The 24291-nt window shown below is 66.6% G+C and carries 24 protein-coding genes and 1 other RNA gene; 8 read left to right on the top strand and 17 right to left on the bottom strand.

Annotation, left to right across the window (positions count from 1 at the left end; genetic code table 11):
• Nucleotides 1-6: 6 nt before the first annotated feature.
• The 7 genes from queE to ASE83_RS05690 all read right to left on the bottom strand — a co-directional run bounded on the left by queE (nt 7) and on the right by ASE83_RS05690 (nt 6218).
• On the bottom strand, nt 7-642 hold the full coding sequence (queE, locus tag ASE83_RS05720) for a 7-carboxy-7-deazaguanine synthase (protein ID WP_055785157.1): 636 nt from the start codon (nt 640-642) through the stop codon (nt 7-9).
• Nucleotides 639-1370: a 7-cyano-7-deazaguanine synthase QueC gene (queC, locus tag ASE83_RS05715; protein WP_268794962.1), complete on the bottom strand. Its 732-nt coding sequence runs from the start codon at nt 1368-1370 to the stop codon at nt 639-641. Before queC ends, queE begins: the two co-directional genes overlap by 4 nt.
• Nucleotides 1371-1493: 123 nt before the next feature.
• Nucleotides 1494-1910: a hypothetical protein gene (locus ASE83_RS05710; protein ID WP_055785150.1), complete on the bottom strand. Its 417-nt coding sequence runs from the start codon at nt 1908-1910 to the stop codon at nt 1494-1496.
• 22 nt (nt 1911-1932) lie between these two features.
• Entirely contained in the window at nt 1933-2847 is a 915-nt protein-coding gene (gene hslO / locus ASE83_RS05705; protein ID WP_082443137.1) for an Hsp33 family molecular chaperone HslO, read from the bottom strand.
• Nucleotides 2848-3030: 183 nt separating this feature from the next.
• Nucleotides 3031-3948 (bottom strand): ornithine carbamoyltransferase, encoded by a 918-nt coding sequence (gene argF / locus ASE83_RS05700; protein WP_055785144.1) that lies wholly within the window; start codon nt 3946-3948, stop codon nt 3031-3033.
• Between the two features lie 143 nt (nt 3949-4091).
• Entirely contained in the window at nt 4092-5282 is a 1191-nt protein-coding gene (locus ASE83_RS05695; protein ID WP_055785141.1) for an aspartate aminotransferase family protein, read from the bottom strand.
• Nucleotides 5283-5381: 99 nt separating this feature from the next.
• Entirely contained in the window at nt 5382-6218 is an 837-nt protein-coding gene (locus ASE83_RS05690) for an ABC transporter permease (RefSeq protein WP_055785138.1), read from the bottom strand.
• Between the two features lie 85 nt (nt 6219-6303).
• On the opposite strand from ASE83_RS05690, the gene ASE83_RS05685 reads away from it, so the two are divergent.
• The 4 genes from ASE83_RS05685 (at nt 6304) to ASE83_RS05670 (ending at nt 11966) form a co-directional block, all read left to right on the top strand.
• On the top strand, nt 6304-7053 hold the full coding sequence (locus ASE83_RS05685; protein ID WP_055785136.1) for a GcrA family cell cycle regulator: 750 nt from the start codon (nt 6304-6306) through the stop codon (nt 7051-7053).
• Between the two features lie 322 nt (nt 7054-7375).
• On the top strand, nt 7376-9355 hold the full coding sequence (gene parE, locus ASE83_RS05680; protein WP_055785133.1) for a DNA topoisomerase IV subunit B: 1980 nt from the start codon (nt 7376-7378) through the stop codon (nt 9353-9355).
• Between the two features lie 57 nt (nt 9356-9412).
• Complete coding sequence (locus tag ASE83_RS05675; protein WP_055785130.1) at nt 9413-10639, top strand: hypothetical protein; 1227 nt, start codon at nt 9413-9415, stop codon at nt 10637-10639.
• A 4-nt stretch (nt 10640-10643) separates the two neighbouring features.
• Complete coding sequence (locus tag ASE83_RS05670; RefSeq protein ID WP_055785127.1) at nt 10644-11966, top strand: serine hydrolase; 1323 nt, start codon at nt 10644-10646, stop codon at nt 11964-11966.
• On the opposite strand, the gene ffs is transcribed toward ASE83_RS05670, so the two are convergent.
• The 3 genes from ffs to tpiA all read right to left on the bottom strand — a co-directional run bounded on the left by ffs (nt 11965) and on the right by tpiA (nt 13351).
• Nucleotides 11965-12061, bottom strand: an RNA gene (gene ffs / locus ASE83_RS18075) — signal recognition particle sRNA small type. The two genes, ASE83_RS05670 and ffs, sit on opposite strands and share 2 nt — an antisense overlap.
• Nucleotides 12062-12097: 36 nt before the next feature.
• Nucleotides 12098-12460: a hypothetical protein gene (locus tag ASE83_RS05665; protein ID WP_235515973.1), complete on the bottom strand. Its 363-nt coding sequence runs from the start codon at nt 12458-12460 to the stop codon at nt 12098-12100.
• 144 nt (nt 12461-12604) lie between these two features.
• The gene (gene tpiA / locus ASE83_RS05660) at nt 12605-13351 is read right to left on the bottom strand and encodes a triose-phosphate isomerase (protein WP_055785121.1); all 747 of its coding nucleotides are present in this window, start codon (nt 13349-13351) and stop codon (nt 12605-12607) included.
• 130 nt (nt 13352-13481) lie between these two features.
• Between tpiA and ASE83_RS05655 the strand changes: the two genes are divergently transcribed.
• The 3 genes from ASE83_RS05655 (at nt 13482) to ASE83_RS05645 (ending at nt 17524) form a co-directional block, all read left to right on the top strand.
• Nucleotides 13482-15434, top strand: a complete 1953-nt coding sequence (locus ASE83_RS05655) for a peptidylprolyl isomerase (protein WP_055785117.1) — start codon at nt 13482-13484, stop codon at nt 15432-15434.
• Entirely contained in the window at nt 15431-16927 is a 1497-nt protein-coding gene (trpE, locus tag ASE83_RS05650; protein WP_055785115.1) for an anthranilate synthase component I, read from the top strand. The genes ASE83_RS05655 and trpE overlap by 4 nt, the downstream gene beginning before the upstream one ends.
• 162 nt (nt 16928-17089) lie before the next feature.
• The gene (locus ASE83_RS05645; protein WP_200923811.1) at nt 17090-17524 is read left to right on the top strand and encodes a GNAT family N-acetyltransferase; all 435 of its coding nucleotides are present in this window, start codon (nt 17090-17092) and stop codon (nt 17522-17524) included.
• A gap of 44 nt (nt 17525-17568) precedes the next feature.
• Here the strand turns inward: ASE83_RS05645 and ASE83_RS05640 are convergent, their stop codons facing one another.
• The 7 genes from ASE83_RS05640 to ASE83_RS05610 form a co-directional block, all read right to left on the bottom strand.
• A complete protein-coding gene (locus ASE83_RS05640; protein WP_055785112.1) occupies nt 17569-17904 on the bottom strand; it encodes a DUF423 domain-containing protein in 336 nt (111 codons plus the stop codon).
• A complete protein-coding gene (locus tag ASE83_RS05635) occupies nt 17901-18263 on the bottom strand; it encodes a diacylglycerol kinase (protein WP_055785109.1) in 363 nt (120 codons plus the stop codon). The genes ASE83_RS05640 and ASE83_RS05635 overlap by 4 nt, the downstream gene beginning before the upstream one ends.
• Nucleotides 18260-20044 carry a cation:proton antiporter domain-containing protein gene (locus ASE83_RS05630; RefSeq protein ID WP_055785106.1) on the bottom strand — a complete coding sequence of 595 codons (1785 nt, stop codon included), beginning with the start codon at nt 20042-20044 and terminating at the stop codon, nt 18260-18262. Before ASE83_RS05630 ends, ASE83_RS05635 begins: the two co-directional genes overlap by 4 nt.
• A complete protein-coding gene (locus ASE83_RS05625; RefSeq protein ID WP_055785102.1) occupies nt 20044-20481 on the bottom strand; it encodes an iron-sulfur cluster assembly scaffold protein in 438 nt (145 codons plus the stop codon). Before ASE83_RS05625 ends, ASE83_RS05630 begins: the two co-directional genes overlap by 1 nt.
• Before the next feature lie 52 nt (nt 20482-20533).
• Nucleotides 20534-21055, bottom strand: a complete 522-nt coding sequence (locus ASE83_RS05620; RefSeq protein ID WP_055785099.1) for a CvpA family protein — start codon at nt 21053-21055, stop codon at nt 20534-20536.
• A gap of 135 nt (nt 21056-21190) precedes the next feature.
• Nucleotides 21191-22558: a DNA repair protein RadA gene (gene radA, locus ASE83_RS05615; RefSeq protein WP_055785096.1), complete on the bottom strand. Its 1368-nt coding sequence runs from the start codon at nt 22556-22558 to the stop codon at nt 21191-21193.
• A gap of 38 nt (nt 22559-22596) precedes the next feature.
• The gene (locus ASE83_RS05610; protein ID WP_055785093.1) at nt 22597-22809 is read right to left on the bottom strand and encodes a DUF2945 domain-containing protein; all 213 of its coding nucleotides are present in this window, start codon (nt 22807-22809) and stop codon (nt 22597-22599) included.
• 93 nt (nt 22810-22902) lie between these two features.
• Between ASE83_RS05610 and ASE83_RS05605 the strand changes: the two genes are divergently transcribed.
• The gene (locus tag ASE83_RS05605) at nt 22903-24045 is read left to right on the top strand and encodes a glycosyltransferase family 4 protein (protein ID WP_055785308.1); all 1143 of its coding nucleotides are present in this window, start codon (nt 22903-22905) and stop codon (nt 24043-24045) included.
• Nucleotides 24046-24291 lie beyond the last annotated feature (246 nt).

Here is a 24291-nt window from a genome sequence, read left to right as displayed (position 1 = left end):
CCGTGATCAACGCAGGCCGAGCAGCTTGTGCGTCTGAAGCGACAGACGCCATTTCGGGCGGTCCATCGCAAAACCGATCGCAGCGTCGCGGTGGGCCGCCTCCATGCCGACCGCATCCATCGGCTGCACCAGATGATGCGCGAAGTCCCATTGCTCGATCGTATCGACGTCGATGCCGTCCTGTGGCCAGACCAGCTTCAGCTCGTCACCGCGCCGCTGGACCACCTCGCTACCCTCCTTGGGACTGATGCACACCCAGTCGATGCCGGGGTGGGCCGCGATCGTGCCGTTGCTCTCGATCGCGATCAGGAAGCCGGCATCGTGCAAGGCGATGACCAGCGCGTCGTCGATCTGCAGCATCGGTTCGCCACCGGTCAGGACGACGAACCGCCGCGCCGTACCGTTGCCCCATTGCGCCGCCACCGCAGCCACCAGCGCTTCGGCATCCGCGAACTTGCCGCCACCCACGCCGTCGGTACCTACGAAATCGGTATCGCAGAACCGGCAGATTGCGGTCGCCCGGTCCTGCTCGCGGCCCGTCCATAAATTGCAGCCGGCAAAGCGTACGAACACCGCGCGACGACCGGCATGTACCCCCTCCCCTTGCAGGGTCAGGAACATTTCCTTGACCGAATAGGTCATCGGCCGGTGTCGGGCTGTTCCGCATAGCGGGTTGGATCGGGCAGTCCCGCCTCGACAAAACCGCGTGCGCGCAAGCGACAACTGTCGCAGCGGCCGCAATGCAGGTCGCCGACCGGATCGTAGCACGACCAGCTCATCCCGGCATCAATGCCCAACCGGTCTGCTTCACGCGCGATGTCGGCCTTGGTCATGTGCTGCAGCGGCGCATGGATGCGGAACCGATCGCCCTCGGCACCGGCACGGGTGGCGAGTTCGGCCAGCCGTTCGAACCCGGCGATGAAGTCAGGGCGGCAATCGGGATAGCCCGAATAGTCGAGCGCGTTGACACCGATCCACAAGTCGCGCGCGCCGGCCGCCTCGGCCCAGCCCAACGCGAGGCTCAGAAAGATTGTATTGCGCGCCGGGACATAAGTGACCGGAATGACGGTCTCGTCGACACCGTCCTTCGGCACAGCGATCGCGCTGTCGGTCAGCGCCGATCCGCCAAAGGCCGACAAGTCGAGCGGCAGGACGACATGGCGTTCCGCGCCGAGCATTTTCGCAATGCGCCGCGCCGCGGCCAGTTCGACCAGATGGCGCTGGTTGTAGTCGATCGACAGCGCCAGCAGCCGGTGGCCCGCCTCTCGCGCCAGCGCCGCCGACACCATCGAGTCCAGTCCGCCCGACACCAGCACCACGCTGAGGGGAGTATTCGTCATGCTGCGCTCGCTAAGACTTTCGGGCCGCAAGGGCAACCGCCCGACAAAGGACGGGCCGCACGATGGCGGCCCGAAGGGGTTTCATGCTTAGGGATCACATGCATGTCCACGAGGACATGCAGGGTTGATAGCAGCACCCGGTTAAACATCCGCTTAACGGCCCCGCCCGTTGCAATCGCCAAGGCGACGCGCCTCGAACGCATCGGCGAAGGGCATCCCGTCGACGATCCCCTCGCTTTCGATCCGCAGCGCGCGCGGCGTATCGACGTGGATCGTCGTGCGGACATGCCCCGCGCCCGGGCAGGTATAGTGGACCGTGGCGATGCGCGGTGTGTCTTCGATCACGAACCGGCTGCACTGCGTCGCGCGGAGGCGAAGGCGGAACAGGACGGCGGTATCCGCGACGCAGCTTTCGCGCGCGGCCTCGGCAGAACCGGGGCTGCGGAGCGACCAGTTGCCGGGCGCCACGCCGCGCATCGCCGTCAGCGACGGCGCGGCGGCAGGTTGCGCCACCCCCGCCGAACCGATGGCCAGCACCGCCGCCAGCCCCCACCGCAATCTTCCCCCCATGACGCGTTCCCCCTTGGTCGCTTCAGGCGGCGATATCGGCCAGCGCGAGCGGAAATTTGGTCGCGCAAAAGGCGCAATCGACGGTGATGATCCCCTGCTCATCCGCCATCGCCACCCGCTCTTCGGCCGGAAAGCGCGAGATCACGCCGGCGATATAGTCACGGTCGCAGCGGCAGCCGCGTGACAGGTTGGTACTGGCCAGCACGCGCACCTCACGCTCTTCGTTGAACAGGCGCCACACCAGGGTTTCCAGCGGCAGCATCGGATCGGCGAGTTCGTCGGGACCCATCGTCGCGCCCAGCGTCTCGACATGATGCCATTCGGGGTGGTCGAGCCGAACGTGGAGCCGCTCGCGTCCTTCCTCGCCCTCCGGCAGATGCTGCAGGAAGATGCCGCCGGCAATCCGCTGGCCATTGTCGTCGACACCGATGCCGAGCCGGACCAGCGACGGAATCTGTTCCGATTGCAGGAAATAGCTTTCCGCCGCCTGCGCGATCGATTCGCCGTCCAGCGGCACGATGCCCTGGTAGCGCTCGCCCGACGTCACCTGGTCGAAGGTGATCGCCAGATAGCCCTGCCCGAACAGCGCGAACAGCGACGGGTCCTCGCCCAGTTCGGCAAGCCGGTCGGCATCGTAATCGACATAGCCGCGCAATTCGCCATTCTTGTAATCGCACACCATCAGCCGGATGATCCCGCCCTGCGTCTGCGCTTGGAGCGTCAACTGCCCCTCGGCGTCCTTCAGCGTCGAGCCGAGCAACGCGGTCAGCGCCAGCGATTCGGCCAGCAGCCGCTCGATCGGCGCCGGATAGGCGTGGGCGTCCAGAATCGACTGGACGACCGGTCCCAACCGCACGACGCGGCCGCGCGCGTGATGGTCGGGCAACGTGAACCCGATCGCGCGATCGAGGTCGGGCAGGCGGACGGTATCGGACAAACGAAGGCTCCTCTTGCCCGACCGGCCGGGCAAACTGTGATCGATCACTCACATGGTAGCCCGTACGCCATTTCGCAAGCAGTTTGACACTACCCCCGCTCGCACATGCAAAAACCGGCCAGGCCGCGTCCCCGCACAGGAACGCAGACCGGCCGGCCATGCCTGTCGATCGCTATAGGCGGGTCAGCCGACCAGACCGAAACACCAGCGCAGAATAGCCTTTTGCGCGTGCAGGCGGTTCTCCGCCTCCGGCCAGATCAGCGATTGCGGACCGTCGATGACGTCCGGCGTCACTTCCTCGCCGCGATGCGCGGGCAGGCAGTGAAGGAACACCGCGTCGGGCTTCGCGTGCGTCATCAGCGCCGTATCGACCTGATAGGGCGCCATCGCCGCGAGCTTCTGCTCGGCATGGGCCTGTCCCATCGAAATCCAGGTGTCGGTGACGATGACGTCGGCATCGCGCACCGCCGCAACCGGATCGCGCGTGATCGTCGCCCGGCCGCCTGCCGCCTCGATTACTTGGCGGTCGGGATCATAGCCCTCCGGACAGGCGGCAACGACGTCGAAGCCCATCAGCGCGCCCGCTTCGACGATCGAGTGCAGCACGTTATTGCCGTCGCCCAGCCATGCCCATTTCAGGCCCGGCAGCGCCTTGCCCGCCTCGATCACTGTCAGCAGGTCGGCGACGATCTGGCACGGATGGGAATGGTCGGTCAGGCCGTTGATGACCGGCACCGATGCGTAGCGGGTCATCTCGTCCAGCTTCGCCGGATCGTCGGTGCGTACCATGATCGCGTCGCAATAGCCGGACAGGACGCGTGCGGTATCGGCGACCGTCTCGCCCCGGCCGAGCTGGGTGGTGCCGGCGTCGAGCACCAGCGCCGATCCGCCCAGCTGGCGCATCGCCATGTCGAACGACACGCGCGTCCGGGTCGACGATTTTTCGAACACGCAGGCGAGCGTGTGGCCGGCGAGCGACGCATCGGCGTCGGCGCGGCCCTTCGGCCAGCCCTTGCGCGCAGCCTTGGCGGCCAGCGCGTCGTTCAGGATGGCGGCGATGCCATCGGCACCGGCCGAGGCGAGATCGAGGAAATGGCGCATTATGGGTAAATCCTCCCCGGCACGGGGAGGGGGACCGTCCGCAGGACGGTGGAGGGGGTCCTCCACCGGTGCTGCGTTATGAGGCAATCCCCCTCCACCATGCTTCGCATGGTCCCCCTCCCCGTACCGGGGAGGATATGTCATCAATCGTCGGCGACCGGCACGTAGACCCGTGCCGCCGCCGACAGCTTCTCCACCGCTTCCGCGATATGGCTCTCGTCGATCACCAGCGGCGGCAGCACGCGGACGACGTTATCGCCGGCGGCCACCGTCAGCAGTTGGTGATGATCGCGCAGATGCGCGACGAAGCGGCGGCTGTCCGACTTGAGCTTCAGGCCCAGCATCAGGCCCATCCCGCGCACTTCCTGAAACAGATGGTCGTGGTTCGGAATCATCTGTTCGAGGCTGGAGCGCAACCGGTCGCCCATCGCCTTAACCTGCGCGAAGAAGCCGGGTTCGAGCATCACGTCGAGGACCGCCTGCCCCGCCGCCATCGCCAGCGGATTGCCGCCATAGGTGGAGCCGTGGGTGCCGAACACCATGCCCTTCGCCGCTTCTTCGGTTGCGAGGCACGCGCCGAACGGGAAGCCGCCGCCGATGCCCTTCGCCGCCGACACGATATCGGGCGTCACGCCATATTGCTCGTGCGCGAACAGCGTGCCGGTCCGGCCATAGCCGCACTGCACCTCGTCGAGCACCAGCAACAGGCCATGTTCGTCGCACGCCTTGCGCAAGCCGGCCAGGAAATCCGGCGTCGCGGTGCGCAGGCCACCCTCGCCCTGGATCGGCTCGACCAGAAACCCGGCCGTACTGTCGTCGATCAGCGCCAGCGCACCGTCGAGATCGTTAAACTCGGCATATTTGAAGCCGGGCAGCAGCGGCTCGAACCCGTCGCGCATCTTGGCCTGATTGGTGGCCGAGATCGTACCGAGGGTTCGCCCGTGGAACGCCTGGTTGAACGTGATGAGCGTGTGCCGCTCCGGATTGCCGTTCGCGAAGTGATAGCGCCGCGCGGTCTTGATCGCGCATTCGACTGCCTCGGCCCCCGAATTGGTGAAGAACACCGTGTCGGCAAAGCTGTGATCGACGATCCGCTGCGCCAACGCCTCGCCCTGCGGCGAACCGTAGAGGTTGCTGACATGCATCAGCGTCGCGGCCTGTTCCTGGATCGCCTTCGTCAGATGCGGATGGCCATGGCCCAGCGCGTTGACGGCGATGCCGGCGGCAAAGTCGAGATATTGCGTGCCGTCCTCACCATAAAGATAGCAGCCCTCGCCTCGGACCGGACGCACGCCGCACCGTGGATAGACGGGCATGAGCGCGGGGGTCGTCATCGAACTGCTCCTTCATGAGAAATATCGGCGTTCAAAACGCAAAAGGGCGGCCAACCGGGCCGCCCGGAGCAGCGCTGTACCGCCCCTTCAAGGGATTCGTCAATTCTTGAGCTTCCATCCCGACCGCAGCAGCGCGTAGCAGCCGATCGCCATCGCGATATCGACCGCCAGGATCACCGCGCCGCCCAGCAGCACCGGCGAATCGGCGCGTTCGAGGAAACCGTAGCGGAAGCCGGAGATGATGTAGAAGAACGGGTTCAGGTGGCTGATCGACCGGAAGGTCGGCGTCAGCGCCTCGACCGAATAGAAAGTGCCCGACAGCAGCGTCAGCGGCCCGATGACGAAATTGGTGATCGCGGCGGCATGGTCGAACTTTTCCGCCCAGATCGACGTCATCACGCCCGCAAGCGCGAGGAAGGTCGAGCCGAACAGGCCGAACCACAGCACCGCACCGGGATGGCGCGGCATTACATGCACGCCGGGATAGAGCAGCATCGCGCCCCACAGGACGATCCCGACCAGAAACGCGCGGGTGACCGCCCCGCCGACCAGCGCGGCCAGCAGTTCCCCAGTCGACAGCGGCGGCATCAGGTAATCGACCACCGTTCCCTGGATCTTGCCGACCAGCAGCGCGAAGCTGGAATTGGCGAATGCGTTGTTCAGCATCGCCATGGCGATCAGCCCCGGCGCCACGAAATCGGGGAAGGGCACGCCCAATACGGTGCGCCCCGCCCCGCCCATCGCAACCGAAAAGATCACGAGGAACAGCAATGTCGTCACCGCCGGCGCCCAGATGGTCTGAAGCTGCACCTTGAAGAAACGGCGCACCTCCTTGATATAGAGCGTGCGCAGTCCACCCCAGTTCACGTTCCGGATGACCGGCACGCCGGGGTCGGCGATGATGATTTTTGCGCGCGACGGGGATTGTTCCTGCATGGCTGTGTCGCCTAATCGCTGGCGCGCGCGGCGGCAAGGATGATGGTCGTCCGCGCGATGACCGAAGTGAAGGACAAGAACGGGCATGAGCTGGACCGAAGAACGCATCGCGACACTGGCCAAGATGTGGGAATCGGGGATGACCGCCAGCCAGATCGCCGAGGAACTGGGCGGGATCAGCCGCAACGCGGTGATCGGCAAGGCGCATCGCCTGGGGCTGCAGTCGCGTCCGTCGCCGGTTCGGTCGAACGATGCGGCCAAGGCCGCCGCGCCGTTGCCGAAGCCGGCCGCGCCCGAGCCGACCCCGGTCGTTGCCGCTCCACCACCTCCCCCGCCCGCCCCGAAACCGGCGCCTGCACCCGAACAGAAGCCCGAGCCGGTCGCCGCCGCACCGGTCGAGAACGATCCGTTCACGCCGCTGCCGGAAGAAGATCAGGCCGACGACGTCGAGGAGGATGAGGAAGAGGACGCCCCGGCCGCCGCACCGCGTCGTGCCGAGCCGGTCATGCGCTCGGTCGGCCCCGGCGGCTTCCTGCGGCAGAATCCGGGCGAACAGAGCGCCCCACTGACCCCCGCCCCGCCCCGCCGTCTGGTGCCGGCACGGCCGAGCGATGCCATCGCGGGCAAGACCACGCTGCTCGACCTGAACGATCGCATCTGCAAATGGCCGATCGGCCATCCGGGTGAGCCGGACTTCCATTTCTGCGGCGAGAAGGTGAACCCCGGCTTCCCCTATTGCGTCGACCATTGCGGTCATGCCTATCAGGCACAGCTTCCACGTCGCGACCGCCGCCCGCCGCCGCCGTTGCCCTATGGTGGGCCTAGGGTTCGCTGATGCCGAGCGCGCAAATCCGGGCGTAGACCCGGACGCGCATCGGCGCTCGGCCGGCCGGCGCGGCCCAAAGCCGCGACCGACGGCATGGGCTTTGCCCATGCCCGAGTAGCAGAAGAAACCGTTCCCCAAACCCGTCGTCACCCCGGACTCGTTCCGGGGTCTACCGTTCCACGGACGATGTTGCTCACCCATCTGGCCACACCGCTCGCTGCGAAGTGGACCCCTGAACGGGTCCGGGGTGACGAAGTGGTGTGGGGCGAGCCTCCTTACCTCACCCACCCCCCGCTTTGCGGATGACCCCGTTTCGTTCTATACGCCCGCCATGGCCGAAAATCTGTTCGAAGCGAACGTCCCCACTCTCCCCGCCTATGACGCCTCCTCGATCGAGGTGCTGGAGGGGCTGGAGCCGGTCCGGCGGCGGCCGGGCATGTATATCGGCGGCACCGACGAACGCGCGCTGCACCACCTCGCCGCCGAAGTCCTCGACAACGCGATGGACGAGGCGGTCGCCGGCCATGCGACCCGGATCGAGGTGCAACTGGATGTCGGCAACCGGCTGACGATCATCGACAACGGGCGCGGCATCCCGGTCGATCCGCATCCCAAATTTCCGGACAAATCGGCGCTGGAGGTCATCCTCTCCACACTCCATTCGGGCGGCAAGTTCGCCGGAAAGGCCTATGCGACGTCCGGCGGCCTGCACGGCGTCGGCATATCGGTCGTGAACGCCCTGTCGGTGGATACGGTGGTCGAGGTTGCCCGCGACCGGCAGCTTTATCGCCAGCGTTTTTCGCAGGGGCAGACGCTGGCGCCGCTGGAGCATGTTGGTGCCGCGCCCAACCGTCGCGGAACGCTGGTCGCGTTCACGCCCGATACCGAAATCTTCGCCGACCTCCAGTTCAAACCCGCCCGCCTGCACAAGCTGGTCCGGTCGAAGGCGTATCTGTTCGCCGGCGTGGAAATCCGCTGGAAATGCGCGGCCGAACTGGTCGAGGGCACCGACGTTCCCGCCGAAGCGGTCTTCCAGTTCCCTGGCGGCCTTGCCGACCATCTGCGCGAACAGGTCGGCGGCCGCGAATGTGCGACGGCCGATTTCTTCACCGGCACGCAGGACTTCCCGGGCGAACAGGGTCGCGTCGAATGGGCGGTAGCATGGCCGCTATGGAGCGATGGCAGCTACAGCTATTACTGTAACACCATCCCGACCCCCGATGGCGGCACCCATGAACAGGGGCTGCGACAGGCGCTGGTGCGCGGGCTGCGCACCTTCGCCGACCTGATCGGCAACAAGCGCGCCAAGGACATGACCGCCGACGACGTGACCGTCGGTTGCGAACTGATGCTGTCGGTGTTCATCCGCGACCCGCAGTTCCAGAGCCAGACCAAGGACCGCCTGACCAGCGTCGAAGCCGCCAGCCTCGTCGAAAAGGCGGTGCGCGACCATTTCGACCATTTCCTCAGCCACAATATGGACCGGGGCAAGGCGCTGCTCGGCCTCGTGCTCGACCGGATGGACGAACGGCTGCGGCGCAAGGCGGAACGCGAGGTCAAGCGCAAGACCGCCACTTCGTCGCGCAAGCTGCGCCTGCCCGGCAAGCTGACCGACTGCGCCTCCGACGACCCTGCAGGCACCGAGCTTTTCATCGTCGAGGGCGATTCGGCCGGCGGTTCGGCCAAGCAGGCGCGCGACCGCAAGACGCAGGCGATCCTGCCGATCCGCGGCAAGATCCTGAACGTCGCCTCCGCGACCAGCGCCAAAATCCTCGCGAACCAGGAGATCGCCGACCTGGTCCTCGCCATGGGGTGTGGCACGCGCAAGGATTGCCAGCCCGACGCGCTCCGCTACGAACGCATCGTCATCATGACCGACGCCGATGTCGACGGCGCGCATATCGCGACGCTGCTGATGACGTTCTTCTTTCAGGAGATGCCCGACATCGTGCGGCGCGGGCATCTCTATCTGGCGCAGCCGCCGCTCTATCGCCTGACCGTCGGTGCCAAGTCGCTCTATGCCCGCGACGATGCGCACCGTGCCGAGCTGGAACGTACCGCGTTCAAGGGCAAGAAGGTCGAGGTCGGCCGCTTCAAGGGGCTGGGCGAGATGAACCCGGGCCAGCTGCGCGAAACGACGATGGACCCGAAAACCCGCAGTATGATCCGCATCACGCTACCCCAGGAATATGAGGAGCGGGCGGCGGTGAAGGATCTGGTCGACCGGCTGATGGGCACCAACCCCGCGCATCGCTTCGCCTTCATTCAGGAGAATGCGGCACGACTGGACGACGAGGTGATTGACGCCTGACGAGCGCACGCGCAACATCGTATTCGGGGACGGAAGCCACGAAGAGGATCCGCAACGATGCAGCCGATAGTCACCGCATTACTGGCACTTGCCGCACCGGCACTTCCGCAGGAAGCGACCGTGAAGCAGGGGCCGGAAATTGTAGTCACGGGCAATCGGCTGAGCGATACGAAGAAGGCGCTCGACGCCTGCGTTTCGCGTAATTGCCCGCCGAAGGAAGATATCGCCGCCACATTGGCACATGCGGAAAATCTGTTTGTCGCGGGGCAGTATGAGAATGCCCAGAATATCGCGGCAGCGGGTATCCGGCGCAATCGCGGCCATGCCGCCGAACTGCCACGCGAAGTCGCGAGCCTGTTCCGCGCCCATGCCCGGCTATCGGCACATCTGGGCGAGGCCGGGCTGGAGCGGGCGAGCACCACCGACATGGTATCGTCCCTTCGCGCCGGGCTGGACGGCAACAATCCCGACGTCCTGGTCGGGCAGATCGAACTTGCCGATGTCTTTGCCAAGCAGATGAATTACGCGATCGCCGAAAATAATTACCGGCAGATCGAAAAGGCCGCGCTGGCGATCGGCAACCGCAAGATCGAGGGTTATGCCCGCTTCCGCCGGGGCGTCCTGCTGGCCTCGCTGGCCAAACCCGATTACGTCTATACCGTGCGTGCACGCGCGGTACTGCGCGAACTGGCCGACAGCACGGTTCCCGAACATGCGGTCTTTGCCGACGCTGCGCGCAACGGCCTCGCCCGGCTGGCGCTGCGCGACGCTTCGCCCGAACGGATCGAGCAGATGCTGGCATCGATCCAGTCGGGGACGCCGACCGCTCGACCGACCTTGCTGTACGGCGAACCCGTCATCCTGAACAACGCGCGCACCGTGACCAATTCGCGGTCGGAAGGAGCGATGACGTCGCGCACCGCGCTCATATCGGCCGATCTGGTCGAAGATCAATGGATCGACGTCGCTTTCTATATCGATGCGAACGGCCGGCCGCAGGAGATCGAAACGATCCGGACCAGTAACGGCTATAGCGGCGATTGGGCGGACGCCGTCACCAAATCCATCAGGACGCGGCGCTATGCCCCGCTGACGATCGTCGACGGGCAACCCGGGGTATTCCGGGTCGAACGCTATACGAAGACCGCGACACTCGAAACGATGACCGGATCGCGACTTGCGGCGCGTTCGCCCGTATCCCGAATCGAGATGACCGATCTGTCAATCGAACCTACCGCGTCGGCCGGTGCAGGCTCTCCCAATGTTCCCCGGCCGATAGTGTAACCCCATGCTGCCGTTGATCGCGTTGCAGGCGGCGACATCGATCGTGTCGCCGCCACCCCCGGCGGTGGATCGAAAATCCGTCGAAGTCGCGCCCGAGTTTGCGGATCGCGCGCGGCAGGTGGTTCGCCTGATCGGCGGTCAGGGCGGTTACGAAACGATGTTCTCGCCCGCGTTCAAAGCGGCAGTGCCGGAGACCAACCTGGCGACGATCAACGCGCAATTGGCGACGGCGCTGGGAAAGCCGACCGGGGTTGAGGCGATCGATCCTCTGACACCTTGGTCGGCCCATGTCCGCATCGGGTTCGAACGCGGAACCTTGAACGCCGACCTTGTCGTCGATCCCGCCGCACCCCACGCGATTACCGGCCTCCGCCTCATGGGCGCCACGCCTCGGGTCGGTGACGTCCAGACGATCGACGACGTCGTTGCCCAACTCGCGGCCCTTCCCGGTGCCAGCGCCTTCGCGCTCGCCCGGCTGGACGACGGCGCATCCCAAAAAAGCAAGACGCACAACGCCAACACACCCATCGCGATCGGTTCGGCGTTCAAGCTCGTCATCCTCGCCGAACTCGTCCGCTCGATCGAAGCGGGCGAGCGCAAGTGGAGCGACATCGTGACGCTCGACGGGTCGGCCTTGCCGGGCGGCGGCTATGCGCAGCGGCCCAGGGGGACGCGCATCGGCCTGCGCGAACTGGCCGAGCGGATGATCTCCGTCAGCGACAACAGCGCGACCGACATTCTGCTGTTTCACCTCGGCCGGGAAAAGGTGGAGGCGATGCTGCCGGTCGTCGGCTTCACCGATGGCGGCGCGCGCAACGTCCCGTTCCTTGGCGCACTGGAACTCTTCAAGCTGAAGGGCGTGCATGGCGGCGCGCTCGGCACACAGTATCTGTCGCTCGATACCGCCGCGCGGCGGGCGTTCCTGAACGGAAAGGTACGTGATACGTCGATCGCCGCGATCCCGCGCGACCTGTTCCAGAATGGCAGGCCGCTGCGTATCGCCGAACTGGAATGGTTCGCCAGCCCCAACGACCTGATCCGCGCGATGGACTGGCTGCGACAGCACATGGCCGGTCCCGCCGGGGGCGATCTGCGCGCGATCCTGTCGAAGAATCCCGGCATTCCCGATGCGGTCACCAACTGGCGCTATGTCGGTTACAAGGGCGGGTCGGAGCCGGGTGTGCTGACCATGACGTTCCTGCTGCAAGCCAGGGATGGCGGCTGGTACGTGTTGAGCGCCGGCGTCAACGATCCTGACAAGGACGTCGACACGCTGAAATTCACCGGGCTGATGGCTCGCGCGCTGGACCTTGCCGCGCCGCGATAGAGGTGGGAGCCGGACGACCCGCTGCGAAATCGTTGCGGCTGCTTCCTTCCGGACCTGACCGGGTTGGCGACGGCATCGTCCGCCCGACTCCCGCGCGCCATATGGGCGAAGCGGCAGCCGGGCGCAAGCGATCAGTTACGGCGCGGCAGCTTCGAATAGGGTACGAAATCACCCAGCGACAGCGAACCGCTCATCATCCGCGAATTGCGGTCGAGCAGATTGACGATGTCGATCCGGCACAATTGCGTGCCGATCGTCCGGGTGACGAGGATGTCGTCCCGATCGAGAAACGCCCCACCCTGCGGCCGATTCACGAACAGCGTACCGTTGTTCATGCGATAGACGATCGCAGTATTGGGCACGATCTCGCTCGAACGAATATCGCGCAGGTTGATGCAGTCGACCGGCTTGCCGGCGTCGCGACGCTCAGTAATGCGCGACAGCGCCACCTCCCCTGCAGCATCGACGCGCTCACGCGCGGCCAGGGGAGCCATCGTAGCGGCGATGAGGGCAACGGACAACAGAGTGAAGACACGCATGATTGGCATCCCGGTTGGAGCAACATGGCACACTTAGCATATCGGGAATGAACCGGCGCTGACGCAGACCGTTCCCGCTCGCGTCGGCGCCCGTCGCGGTTACAGCTCGGCCGCAGCCTCGATGATCGGCACGAATTTCTCGGCGGTCAGGCTGGCCCCGCCGACCAGTGCGCCGTCGACATCGTCGATCGACAGGATCGATGCGGCATTGGCGCCGGTCACCGACCCGCCGTACAGGATACGAATGCCGTCGGCCGCGTCGCCAACCATCTGGCGCAATTTCGCGCGGGCGATGGCGTGGACCTGCGCGATCTCGTCGGCGGACGGGGTGCGTCCGGTGCCGATCGCCCAGCGCGGCTCATAGGCGAGCGTGAACCATTCGCCGCTTGCCCCCTCCGGCACCGACTTCTCGATCTGCGCCTGCACGACCCGTTCGGCACGGCCGGCATCGCGCTCCGCCTCGGTTTCGCCGCAGCACAGGATGACGTTCAGCCCATGGCGACGGGCGGCAGCGGCCTTGGCCCAGGCATCATGGCTGGTCTCATTCTGGTCGGCGCGCCGCTCGCTATGACCGACGATCACGATGGTCGCGCCGGATTCGACCAGCATCTCCGCCGAGACGCAGCCGGTATGGGCGCCGCGATCATTGGCATGGACATCCTGCCCACCAATCTGCATCACCGTGGCGATCTCGGACGCCGGATGGACCAGCGTGGCCGGTACGCACAGCGCGACATCGACACCGGGTGCGGCGGCGGCGGCGGCATCGATCGCGGCGACTTCCGCCAACTGCCCGCGCAGTCCGTGCATCTTCCAGTTGCCGGCAACCAGCTTGCGACGACTCATACCCAAGGCTCCCCGAAGCGTTTTACATGTTCTACAGCCGATAGCGCATGTGGCGGTCCGCGCAACCTTGAAGCGGGCGCGACCGCCTTCTAAAGCAGCATCCTTTCATTCCTTTCGATCGGTTGCACGGATGCTCGGTTTCTTCAGGCGCATGACCAAGTCGAAGGTCGGCATCTTCGTCGGCCTGCTGTTGCTGGCGGTCATCGCCGTCGGCTTTGCCATGGCCGATCTCAACGGCCTGCGTCCGTCGTCGCTGGGTGGCAGCGGGGCGACCGTGGCGACCATCGGCGACAATACGATCACCGACACCGCGCTGACCGACCGCATCCGGGGCGACGTGCAACAGGCCGCGCAGCAGCAGCCGGGGCTGGACAGCGCCCAGTATATCGCGCGCGGCGGCTTCGAAGGGTCGTTGAACCGGGCCATTTCCGACGCAGCGCTGCGCCAGTTCGCACAGGATCACGGGCTGGTCGTGTCGGACCGCTATGTCGATGGCCAGATCGCCAGCCTGCCGGCGTTCCAGGGGCTGGACGGCAAGTTCGACCAGCGCACCTTCGAACAGGCGCTGGGACGTGCGCGGATCACGCCGCAGCAGTTGCGCGACGACATTCGCCGCGCCACACTTACCCGCCTGATGCTGGCCCGCACGCTGGAAAGCAGCTACATGCCGGCACAACTGGCCCTGCCCTACGCATCGCTCGCCAAGGAAGCGCGCAGCGGTCAGGTCGCGATCGTGCCCACCGCCGCCTTCCCCGCGCCGGCCGCACCGACCGATCAGCAGCTACAGGCTTATTACACCGCCAATCGCGCGCGTTACACCGTGCCCGAGCGTCGCGTGATCCGCTACGCGATCGTCACCCCGACCAGCGTCCTTGCCCAATCGGCACCGACCGATGCCGAGATTCAGGCCGCGTATCGCGCCAATGCCGCGCGCTTCGCACCGTCGCAGACGCGCACCGTGTCGCAGGTCGTCATCGCCGACCAAGCCGTCGCCGCCAAGCTGGCGCAGGCGGTCCGCGGTGGTCAGGCACTGGCCACCGCCGCCAGCGCGATCGGTCTTGAAGCCACGAGCTTCGCCGGCCAGACCAAGGGGCAGTTGGCGGGCAAGACCTCGCCCGCCGTTGCCGATGCCGCATTCGGCGCGCAGCAGGGTGCGGTCGTCGGGCCGGTCCAGTCGCCGCTGGGCTTCGTCGTGTTGAAGGTCGATGCCGTCACGCAGGTGCCTGGCAAGACGATCGAACAGGCCCGCCCCGAACTGGTCGCCGAATTGAGCAAGACGAAGGGCGCGACGGCGCTGGGTGCCATTCAGGAAAAGATCGACGGCGGCATCACCGATGGCGCGACGTTCGATGAGATCGTCAAGGATGCCAAGCTGTCGGCGCAGGCGACCGCCCCGGTCACCGCGCAGGGCATCGATCCGCTGAAGCCGGCCCAGCCCGATCCGGCGCTGACTCCGATCGTTCAGGCAGGCTTCGCCTCCGAATCGGGCGATGCGCCGCAGATCGTGCAGACGGCCGCCGATGGCACCTTCGCGCTGGTGTCGACCGGCGAGGTCACCCGCGCCGCGCCCCGTCCGCTGGCCGAAATCCGCGAACAGGTGATCGGCCAGTACAAGCAGGATCAAGCGCTGAAAGCCGCCCGTGCGGTAGCACAGCAGATCCTGACCAAGGTGAATGGCGGGATGCCGATCGGCACCGCCGTCGCCCAGTCGGGCACGCGCCTGCCGGCCCCGCGCCCGGTGAACGCATCGCGCGCGCAGCTGTCGCAGCTGGGCGCGCAGGTGCCCGCCGCGCTGCAGCTGATGTTCTCCATGGCGCCGAAAAAGGCCAAGCTGACCGCCGCGCCCAACGGAGAGGGCTGGCTGATCGTCTATCTCGACGGCATCCAGCGTGGCGATGCCCGGAACGACAAGGCGGCGATCACCGGCGTCGGTCGTGAACTGGGTCGCCTGACCGGTAACGAATATGCCGAGCAGTTCGTCGAGGCGGTTCGCCGGCAGGTGGGCGTGAAGCGCAACGAACAGGCGATCAACCGCGTCCGGGGTGAACTGGTCGGCGGCGCCATGCCCGCCCCCGCACAATGAATGGACTGGAGGGCGTAGCCGCTGCCCGCGCCGCGCTGGCCGAAGGGCGGCCGGCGCTGCTGTGGACCACGCGGGTCGCCGATACCGAGACGCCGGTCGCCGCCGCGCTCAAGCTGATCCAGCCGGGGCGCGGTGACTTCCTGCTGGAATCGGTCGAGGGCGGGTCGGTGCGTGGCCGGTACAGCCTGTTGGGGCTGGCCCCCGATCTTGTGTTCCGGGCGCAGGGCCATGATGCGGCGATCAACGCGCGGTGGCTGACCGACCGCGAGGCGTTCATGCCCTGCGAAGAGCCGACACTGGCGGCATTGCGGACGCTGGTCGGCCAGTGCCGGATGGACGTGCCGCCCGCGCTGCCCCGCGCGCTTGCCTGTCTCGTCGGCTATTTCGGCTATGAGACGGTCGGACTGGTCGAAACGCTGCCACGGGCGGCGGACGACGCGCTGGGCCTGCCCGACATGATGTTCGTCCGGCCGACCGTGTTGCTGGTCTTCGACCGGCTGTCGGACACGTTGTTCGTCGTCGCACCGGTCTGGCCAGGCGCGAGCGTCGAGGCGGCGGCAGACCGGATCGAGGCGACAGCGGCGGCACTGGACGCAGCGGCCCTGCCCGCCCCCGCGCGACTGGCCGAGGTGCCTGAACTGGCGCTGACCCCGACCCTGCCCGCTGGACGCTATGGCGACATGGTTGCGGCGGCGAAGGAGTATATCGCGGCCGGCGACATTTTTCAGGTGGTGCTGGCACAGCGCTTCACGACGCCCTTCCCGCTCGAACCGTTCGAACTGTACCGGGCATTGCGGCGGATCAACCCGTCGCCGTTCCTCTACCATCTCGACCTGCCCGGATTTGCGCTGACCGGGTCCAGCCCGGAAATCCTCGTCCGGCTGCGCGATGGCGAAGTGACCATCCGGCCGATCGCCGGCACCCGGCCGCGCGGCGGTACGGCGGCGGAGGACGAGGCGAACCGGACCGGGCTGCTCGCCGATCCCAAGGAACGGGCCGAGCATCTGATGCTGCTGGACCTTGGCCGCAACGATGTCGGGCGGGTCGCGTCGGCCGGCAGCGTGCGGGTGACCGACAGCTATACCGTCGAACTCTACAGCCATGTCATGCACATCGTGTCGAACGTGGTCGGCACGCTTCGGTCGGACGCGGATGCGCTGGATGCGCTGTTCGCCGGATTTCCCGCGGGCACGGTATCGGGCGCGCCGAAGGTGCGGGCCTGCCAGATCATCGCCGAACTGGAGCGAGAGCGTCGCGGGGCCTATGCCGGCGGCGTCGGCTATTTCAGCCCCGACGGGTCGATGGACTCGTGCATCGTGCTGCGGACGGCGGTGGTGAAGGACGGGACGATGCACGTCCAGTCGGGCGCGGGCATCGTCGCTGACAGCGATCCGGCGTACGAGCAGCGCGAGTGCGAGGCGAAGGCAGGCGCGCTGCTGGCGGCTGCACGCGAAGCGGTGGCGCAGGCGGGCAAGGTTCGTTTCGGACAATAATGCGCAAGGTGGCGGAGTTTGCGCTACGTTCATGTCGCGACGCTATGCTGGTCGCGACGATCTGCGGCCAAGTGTGCGAAATCGCATGATTCGTCGGTGAGAATTCATGCCGTGGATGGGCGAAAACTGGTGCCGCCGTCTCGGTGAGTGGGGAAGACCATGGTGCAGATTTGCCGTGCGACCTTGCAGCATCTCGACCGGATCGTTCCGTTGTTCGACGCCTATCGCCAATTCTATGGTCGGAACAGCGACCTCGATGGCGCGCGCGCGTTCCTGACCGCGCGGATAAAGGGGGACGAATCGGTGATCCTGCTGGCGGCGGACGGTGCGGGCTTTGCCCAGCTCTATCCGTGTTTCTCGTCCGTGCGGATGCGGAAGACGCTGATCCTGAACGATCTGTTCGTGGCACCGGAGGCACGTTGTCAGGGGGTCGGTGCGGCGTTGCTGGACGCCGCCTGCGTTCATGCGCGTTCGGTCGGCGCGGCCAAGATGTCACTGTCGACGGCGGTCGACAACAGCGCCGCCCACGCGCTGTACGTCCGCGCTGGGTGGGAACGCGATGCGCAGTTCCACACCTATACCATCGGCGTCGACTGAGGCCGCGCCTGATAGGGGAGACGACGGCCGGCTATCTCAAGGCTTCAGCGTCGCAGCGCGATCCAGCCGAGCCATAGCCAGCCGACAATCATCGCCAGTCCACCCAGCGGGGTGATCGGACCCAGTAGGCCACGCGGACCGCCCAGCGCCATGACGTATAGCGACCCGCCGAACAGCAGCCCACCACCGACGAACAGCCAGCCCGGCCCGCGCGCGCCAAGGCTGATCGCGACCAGCGCGGCAATGGCGTGGGCAAGCTGATATTGCCCGCCGGTCTTCAGCCATTCGGCTGCCGGCCCGGAAGCCCCATGCGCGCCGAACGCTCCGGCGGCGACCGCCATCGCGCCCGACAGCGCAGCCGCGAGCAGAAGGAAGTTCATCGCAACAACTCCAGCGTATCGACGACCATCGCGACCGCGACGACCAAGGCGGCAATGGCGGCGACCAGCACCGCCCCCGCCAGCATGTCCTTCACCACGCCCACTTCCGGGTGGTGACCGGGATGGAGGAGGTCGATCACCCCTTCCAGCGCGGCGTTGAGCAGTTCGAGCGACAGGACGATGGCGATCGTCATGCCGATCAACGCCCACCAGATCGGCACGGGATGCAGCACGATCAGCCCGGTGACGGCCGCGCCGGCGAAAGCCAGATGGGTGCGGAAGCTCGCTTCCCGTCGCCACGCCGCGCGCAATCCGGCTACCGCGAAGCCCAGTCGCTCGCCGAGCGGCCGTCCCTTCATCCCGCGTCGTCCGGCACCGTACCCGATGCGGCAGCCACACGGGCATGGGTGAAGATCATGTCGCGGCCCTCGCGCAGATCGCCGGTTTCAGATTGCTGCGAGAGGCGCTTGGCGTCGGTCTTTCGGTACAGATCCTCGGTTCGGTCGATTTCGCCATCGTCCACCCCGACGCTGACCATCGCCGCGCGTGCCATGGTGACGGCGGAATCGAGCACCTCCCGAAACACGCCCTGGACCGGGGTGCCGGCCAGCTTGACGACCGAACGTCGGTCATAGGCGCGCACGAAGATGCCGGCATTCGGAAACGCCTGATGGATCGCCTCGATCGTGTCGGTTTCGAACGGATCGCCATCGACGCAGAACAGCAGCAAGGCGGCGTCCTGCGCCCCGGCAAGGCGGAGCAGATCGATCCGCGTGCCGTCGCCATAATAGACCTTCATGCCGAAGCTGCCGGCGATCTCGATCATCTCGACATCGCGGTCGATGACGGTGACGCTGATCCCCTGTGCCAGCAGCATCTGTGCGACCGTTTGCCCGAAGCGGCCATAGCCGGCGACGACCGCGCTGGCCCCGTCATGGCGCGGACCTTCGGGCATGTCGCCGCGCGTCTTGTCGGGATCGGCACGGAACCGGCGCGTCGCCATCATCAGGAACGGCGTGGTCGCCATCGACAGGGTGACGATCGCCCCGAACACGCTCGCCGCCTCCGGCGCGATCAGCAGCGCATTCTGTGCCTGCGCGAACAGGACGAAGCCGAATTCGCCGCCTTGGCTGAGCAACAGGCCGAGCGCCAGCGCACCACGCCACGGCATTCCGAACAGGCGGCCAAGCCCGAAGATAACCAGCCCCTTGGTCGCGATCAGCGCCAGCGCCATGCCGACCACGAACACCGGCCGTTCGACGATCGCGCCCAGATCGAGCATCATGCCGACCGCAAGGAAGAACAGCCCGAGCAGGATCGAGCGGAACGGCTCGACATCGGCTTCCAGCTCGTGCCGGTAAGGACTGTCGGCCAGCATCACGCCGGCGATGAACGCGCCGAGCGCGGTCGACAGACCGAGTGACTGCATCACCGCCGCGCTGGCGATGACGGTGAACAGGCCGGCGAACACGAACATCTCGCGCTCGCCCATATTACCGATCAGGCGGAATAGCGGGCGCAGCAGGAAACGGCCGGCAAGGATCAGCCCGACGACCGCACCGACGGTCCACAGTGCCAGCTGCCAGCCCGGGGGGCCACCGGCATCGGCCGGATTGCGCGACAGGGCAGCGACGATGGTGATGAGCGGGACAATCGAGAGGTCCTGAAACAAGAGGATCGCAAAGGCGCGTTCACCGAACGGCGTCTTCATACGTCCGGCCGATTGCAGCATCGGCAGCACCTGCGCGGTCGAAGACAACGCGAGCGGCAGGCCCAGCGCGAGTGCCGCCGCCCAGCTGAAATGGGTGGCGAGCCAGACGACGCCGGTGATCGCGACCCCGCACAGGACAACCTGCATCAGGCCGAGTCCGAAGATGTCGCGTTTCATCTGCCACAGGCGCGTGGGGCTAAGTTCGAGGCCGACGAGGAACAGCAGCAACGTGATCCCCAGTTCGGCAATGGCGAGCTTGGATTCGGCATTGCCGACCAGCCCTAGCACCTGCGGCCCGACCACCGATCCGGCGACGAGATAGCCGAGCGTGGCACCGAGGCCGAGCTTGCGGAAGATCAATACGAACACCAATGCTGCGCCCAGCAATGGCGCGAAATCATGGAGCAGCGATGCCGTGCCGTGTTCCATCAGGCGGCGGCCCGCTGGTGCGCGGCGGTGGCGGCGGCTTCGGCGGCCGCTTCGAAGGCGAGGCGGATCGAAGCGTGGCGCGCGCTGTGCGGGCGGGCAGGTTCGAACAGGATCAGGCCGGGCCAGTCGGGCGCGTCGCCCTCCCCGGCAAGCCATGCCGCCAATGCGTCGCTGGCAGCGGCGAGGTCCGCCGGCGACGTGCCGACGATCGCACGGGCCAGCAGCGCCGACGATGCCTGCCCCAGCGCGCAGGCCCGCACCAGCATCCCAACGCCCGCGACACGGCCATCGTCACCCAGCGCGATGTCTACCGTCACCCGGCTACCGCAGATAGGAGAACGTCGTTCGACGGAGGCGTGGGGATCGGAAAGGCGAACGGCCTGCGCGGTTTCGGCGGCGAGGCGCAGGATTTCGGTGTTGTACAGGTTTGCGGTCACCGGACCGATGTAGGGCGCGTTCGTGACGGTGGCGAGTCGAAGTCGGCTTTTTCTATTCGCCGAACACCGGTTCGCCCCGGCGGCGGCGGTCGATGAAGTCGACGACGCTGGTGCTGGTGGCGTTCAGCAGCGGATAGGTGCGCGCGTTTCTGATCCACAGCGGCCGCCGCGTAGGACCGCCACCGATGAAATCGGCCGCGAGCAGCAGCAGCAGAAAGGCGAGACTGACGAGGATCAGCCCCTTCAACGCGCCGAACCCGAACCCCAGCGCACGGTCGACCGGACCGAGTACCGAGGCACGGGTGCGCGCGCCGATGCCGTTGGCGACCAGCCGTCCTGCGAAATAGCCGATACCGGCGATCAGCGCGAACGCCAGCGTCGCCGCACCGCCCGCCGTGCCGGTCGGACCGACCAGCGCGGCGGCGACGGGCGTATGGAACAACTTGAGCATCAGCACGACCAGCGCCCACGCGCCCAGCGACAGGACCTCGGTGACGAAACCACGCATGAAGCCCAGCACCGCCGCGCCACCGACGGTGCAAAGAACGGCGATGTCGAGCGAGGTCAGGCCCATGGGGGTGGCTATGCCGGGCGGCGGGGAGATTGTCGAGCGGGTGGTGGTGTCACCGATACTCCGTCAACCCGGATCAAGTCCGGGGTAACGGCTAGTTTGTGCGGACCGCAAATCCTCCCCGGCACGGTGAAGGATTTACCGCCCCAGCATATAGTCCACGAAGCGCGGCAGGTCCTTGAAACCGGAGAGCTTGATCGCGCCGCCTTCCGCCTGGCTGGCAGGAGCGAGCGCGCGCGAAAAGCCGAGCTTGCCGGCCTCCTTGAGCCGTAGTGCGCCGTGCGCGACCGGGCGGACTTCGCCGGATAGCGCAATCTCGCCGAATACGATCGCGTCCGAGGGCACCGGCCGTTCGGACAGTGCCGACACCAGCGCCGCCGCAACGGCAAGGTCGGCGGCGGGGTCGGTCACGCGGTACCCGCCGGCGATGTTGAGATAGACTTCAGCGGTCGCGAAGGCGAGGCCGCAGCGTGCTTCCAGCACCGCGAGGATCATTGCCAGCCTACCTGAGTCCCACCCGACCACCGCGCGGCGTGGCGTCGCCCCGGAGGCGAGGCGGACGGTCAGCGCCTGTACCTCGACCAGCACCGGGCGCGTGCCCTCCAGCGCGGGAAAGACGACCGTGCCGGTCACATTCTCGTCACGACTTGTCAGGAACAGCGAAGAAGGATTTGAAACTTCAGACAATCCTTCGCTTTCCATCGCAAAGACGCCGATTTCGTCCGTCCCGCCGAACCGGTTCTTGACCGCGCGCAGGATGCGATACTGGTGACTGCGCTCTCCCTCGAACGCCAGCACCGTGTCGACCATGTGTTCCAGCACGCGCGGGCCGGCGATCGACCCGTCCTTGGTCACATGGCCGACCAGCACGACGGCGGTGCCGCGTTCCTTGGCGAAGCGGATCAGTTCGCCCGACGACGCGCGGACCTGGCTGACGGTGCCGGGCGCCCCTTCGATCAGGTCGCTGTGCATCGTCTGGATCGAATCGATGATGAGCAGGTCGGGCGCGGCCGATCCGCCGAAGGTCGTCAGGATGTCGCGCACCGACGTCGCCGCCGCCAGCTGCACCAGGGCATTGCCAAGGCCCAGCCGCCGCGCGCGCAACCGGACCTGATCGGCGGCTTCTTCGCCGGAGACATAGGCGACGCCCTTGCCCGCCAGCGCGAGCTTTGCCGCCGCCTGCAGCAGCAGGGTCGACTTGCCAATGCCGGGGTCGCCGCCGATCAGCGTCGCCGACCCCTCGACGAACCCCCCGCCCAGCGCCCGGTCGAGTTCGGCGATGCCGGTCGTCAGCCGATCGGGCAGCGCTATATCGGTGTCGAGACCCGACAACAGGATCGGCCGACCGCCGCTTTGCAGATTATGCCGCGCCGAAAACGGCGTAACGGCCGCGCCGGCATCCTCGACCAGCGTGTTCCAGTCGCCGCAATCGGCGCATTGCCCCGCCCATTTCGAGGATACCGATCCGCATTGCTGGCAGACGTAGCGCTTCTGGGGTTTTGCCATGGCGCCGCGGTTAGCAGATGCGGAACGAAAGGGGAATATCAGTCGAGTTCGCTGCCGCGCTTCAACACCTTGGTGCCGTCGTCCTGCTCGATCAGATAGGCCGGATTGTCCTTCGTCCCGTTCTTGACGACCTTGCTGCCCTTGATCGTCCGCTGCACGCGGCGGTCGAAGCGTTCCTCGACCTTGCCCTCGGCCGTGCCGTTACCCCACGACCATTTGACGTTCTGGCCCTTCTTGTAGCCGTCGCTCATCTTGTCCGCTCCTGTTTATCGGCGGGATCAACCCGTTGGAGCAGCCAAGCGTTCCGGTGGCGTACGGGGCGTTCCGGCGCTATGGGCACGCGGATGAAGCCTTCCCAACTCCGCGTCGCGATGTTCAGCGGAAACTACAACTATGTCCGCGACGGCGCGAACCAGGCGCTCAATCGTCTTGCCCGCCACCTGCTCGACCATGGCGTCACCCTGCGTGTCTATTCGCCGACGACCGACAAGCCGGCCTTTCCGCCGACCGGCGATCTGGTCAGCGTGCCCGCATACGGGATGCCGGGTGGGCGCGGCGAATATAAGCTGGCGCGCGGGTTGACCGCGAAGACGCGGGCCGATCTGGAAGCCTTTGCACCCAATATCGTCCATGTTTCCGCGCCCGACATTCTCGGCCACCGCGCGCTGAGCTGGAGCCGCGACAGGGGGATCGCGACGCTGGCGTCGCTCCACACCCGGTTCGAAACCTATCCGCAATATTACGGCATCGGCTTTCTGGAGCCGGTGGCGGTCGCGCTGTCGAAGCGGTTCTACAATCGCGCCGATCAGGTGATGGTGCCCGGACGCGGCATGGCCGATCTGTTGCGCGAATGGGGCGTCACCTCCCCCATCGGCATCTGGTCGCGCGGAGTGGACCATAAGCGGTTCAGCCCGGCAATGCGCGATCTCGACTGGCGGCGGTCGCTGGGGATCGGCGATGACGAGGTGGCGGTCAGCTTCCTCGGGCGGCTGGTACTGGAAAAGGGACTGGACGTCTTTTCCGAGGTCGCGACCGAGTTGCAGCGGCGCGGGGTCAAGCATCGCATCCTCGTGATCGGCGAAGGCCCGGCGCGCGACTGGTTCGCCGAGCGCGTGCCGCACGCGGTGTTCGCCGGGTTTCAGGCGGGCGACGATCTGGGCCGCGCGGTCGCGTCGATGGACGTGTTCTTCAACCCCTCGATCACCGAGACGTTCGGCAATGTCACGCTGGAGGCGATGGCCGCCGGCGTGCCCGTCGTCGCCGCCCGCGCGACCGGCGCAGTGGGGATGGTCGAGGACCGGGCGACCGGATTCCTGGTGCCGCCGCGCGACGTGCCCGCCTATGCCGATGCCATCGCGCGGCTTTGCGAGGATGCAGACCTGCGCTGGCGCATGGGGCTGGCGGGGCATGAGGCGGCGAAGGCGTATCGGTGGGATACCGCGAACCAATCGGTGCTGGATGCGTATCTGAAGATCGTGCGAGGGTAGGTTACAGTTCGAGCAAGGGCAGACGCGGCGTAAATAGAGCACTGTGTTGACATCGCAGGGGTCGTAACTGCCGGTCGACGATAGAGCCGCGACGTTGCGTGTATGGATTCCCGCCTTCGCGGGAATGACGAAGGTGGTGACATTGGTGGCAAGATCGATGGAATCACCGCCCTCGACCCCTGCCCCGCCGATCGCTTAACGTCGCATCAACCCGTGTCCGGTATCGTTGCGGGTGACGTTTAGGGT

Source organism: Sphingomonas sp. Leaf32, from assembly GCF_001421765.1.
Lineage (GTDB): Bacteria > Pseudomonadota > Alphaproteobacteria > Sphingomonadales > Sphingomonadaceae > Sphingomonas.
Note: the sequence above shows the minus strand (reverse complement) of the source record. Positions and strands in the feature narration are given on the sequence as shown.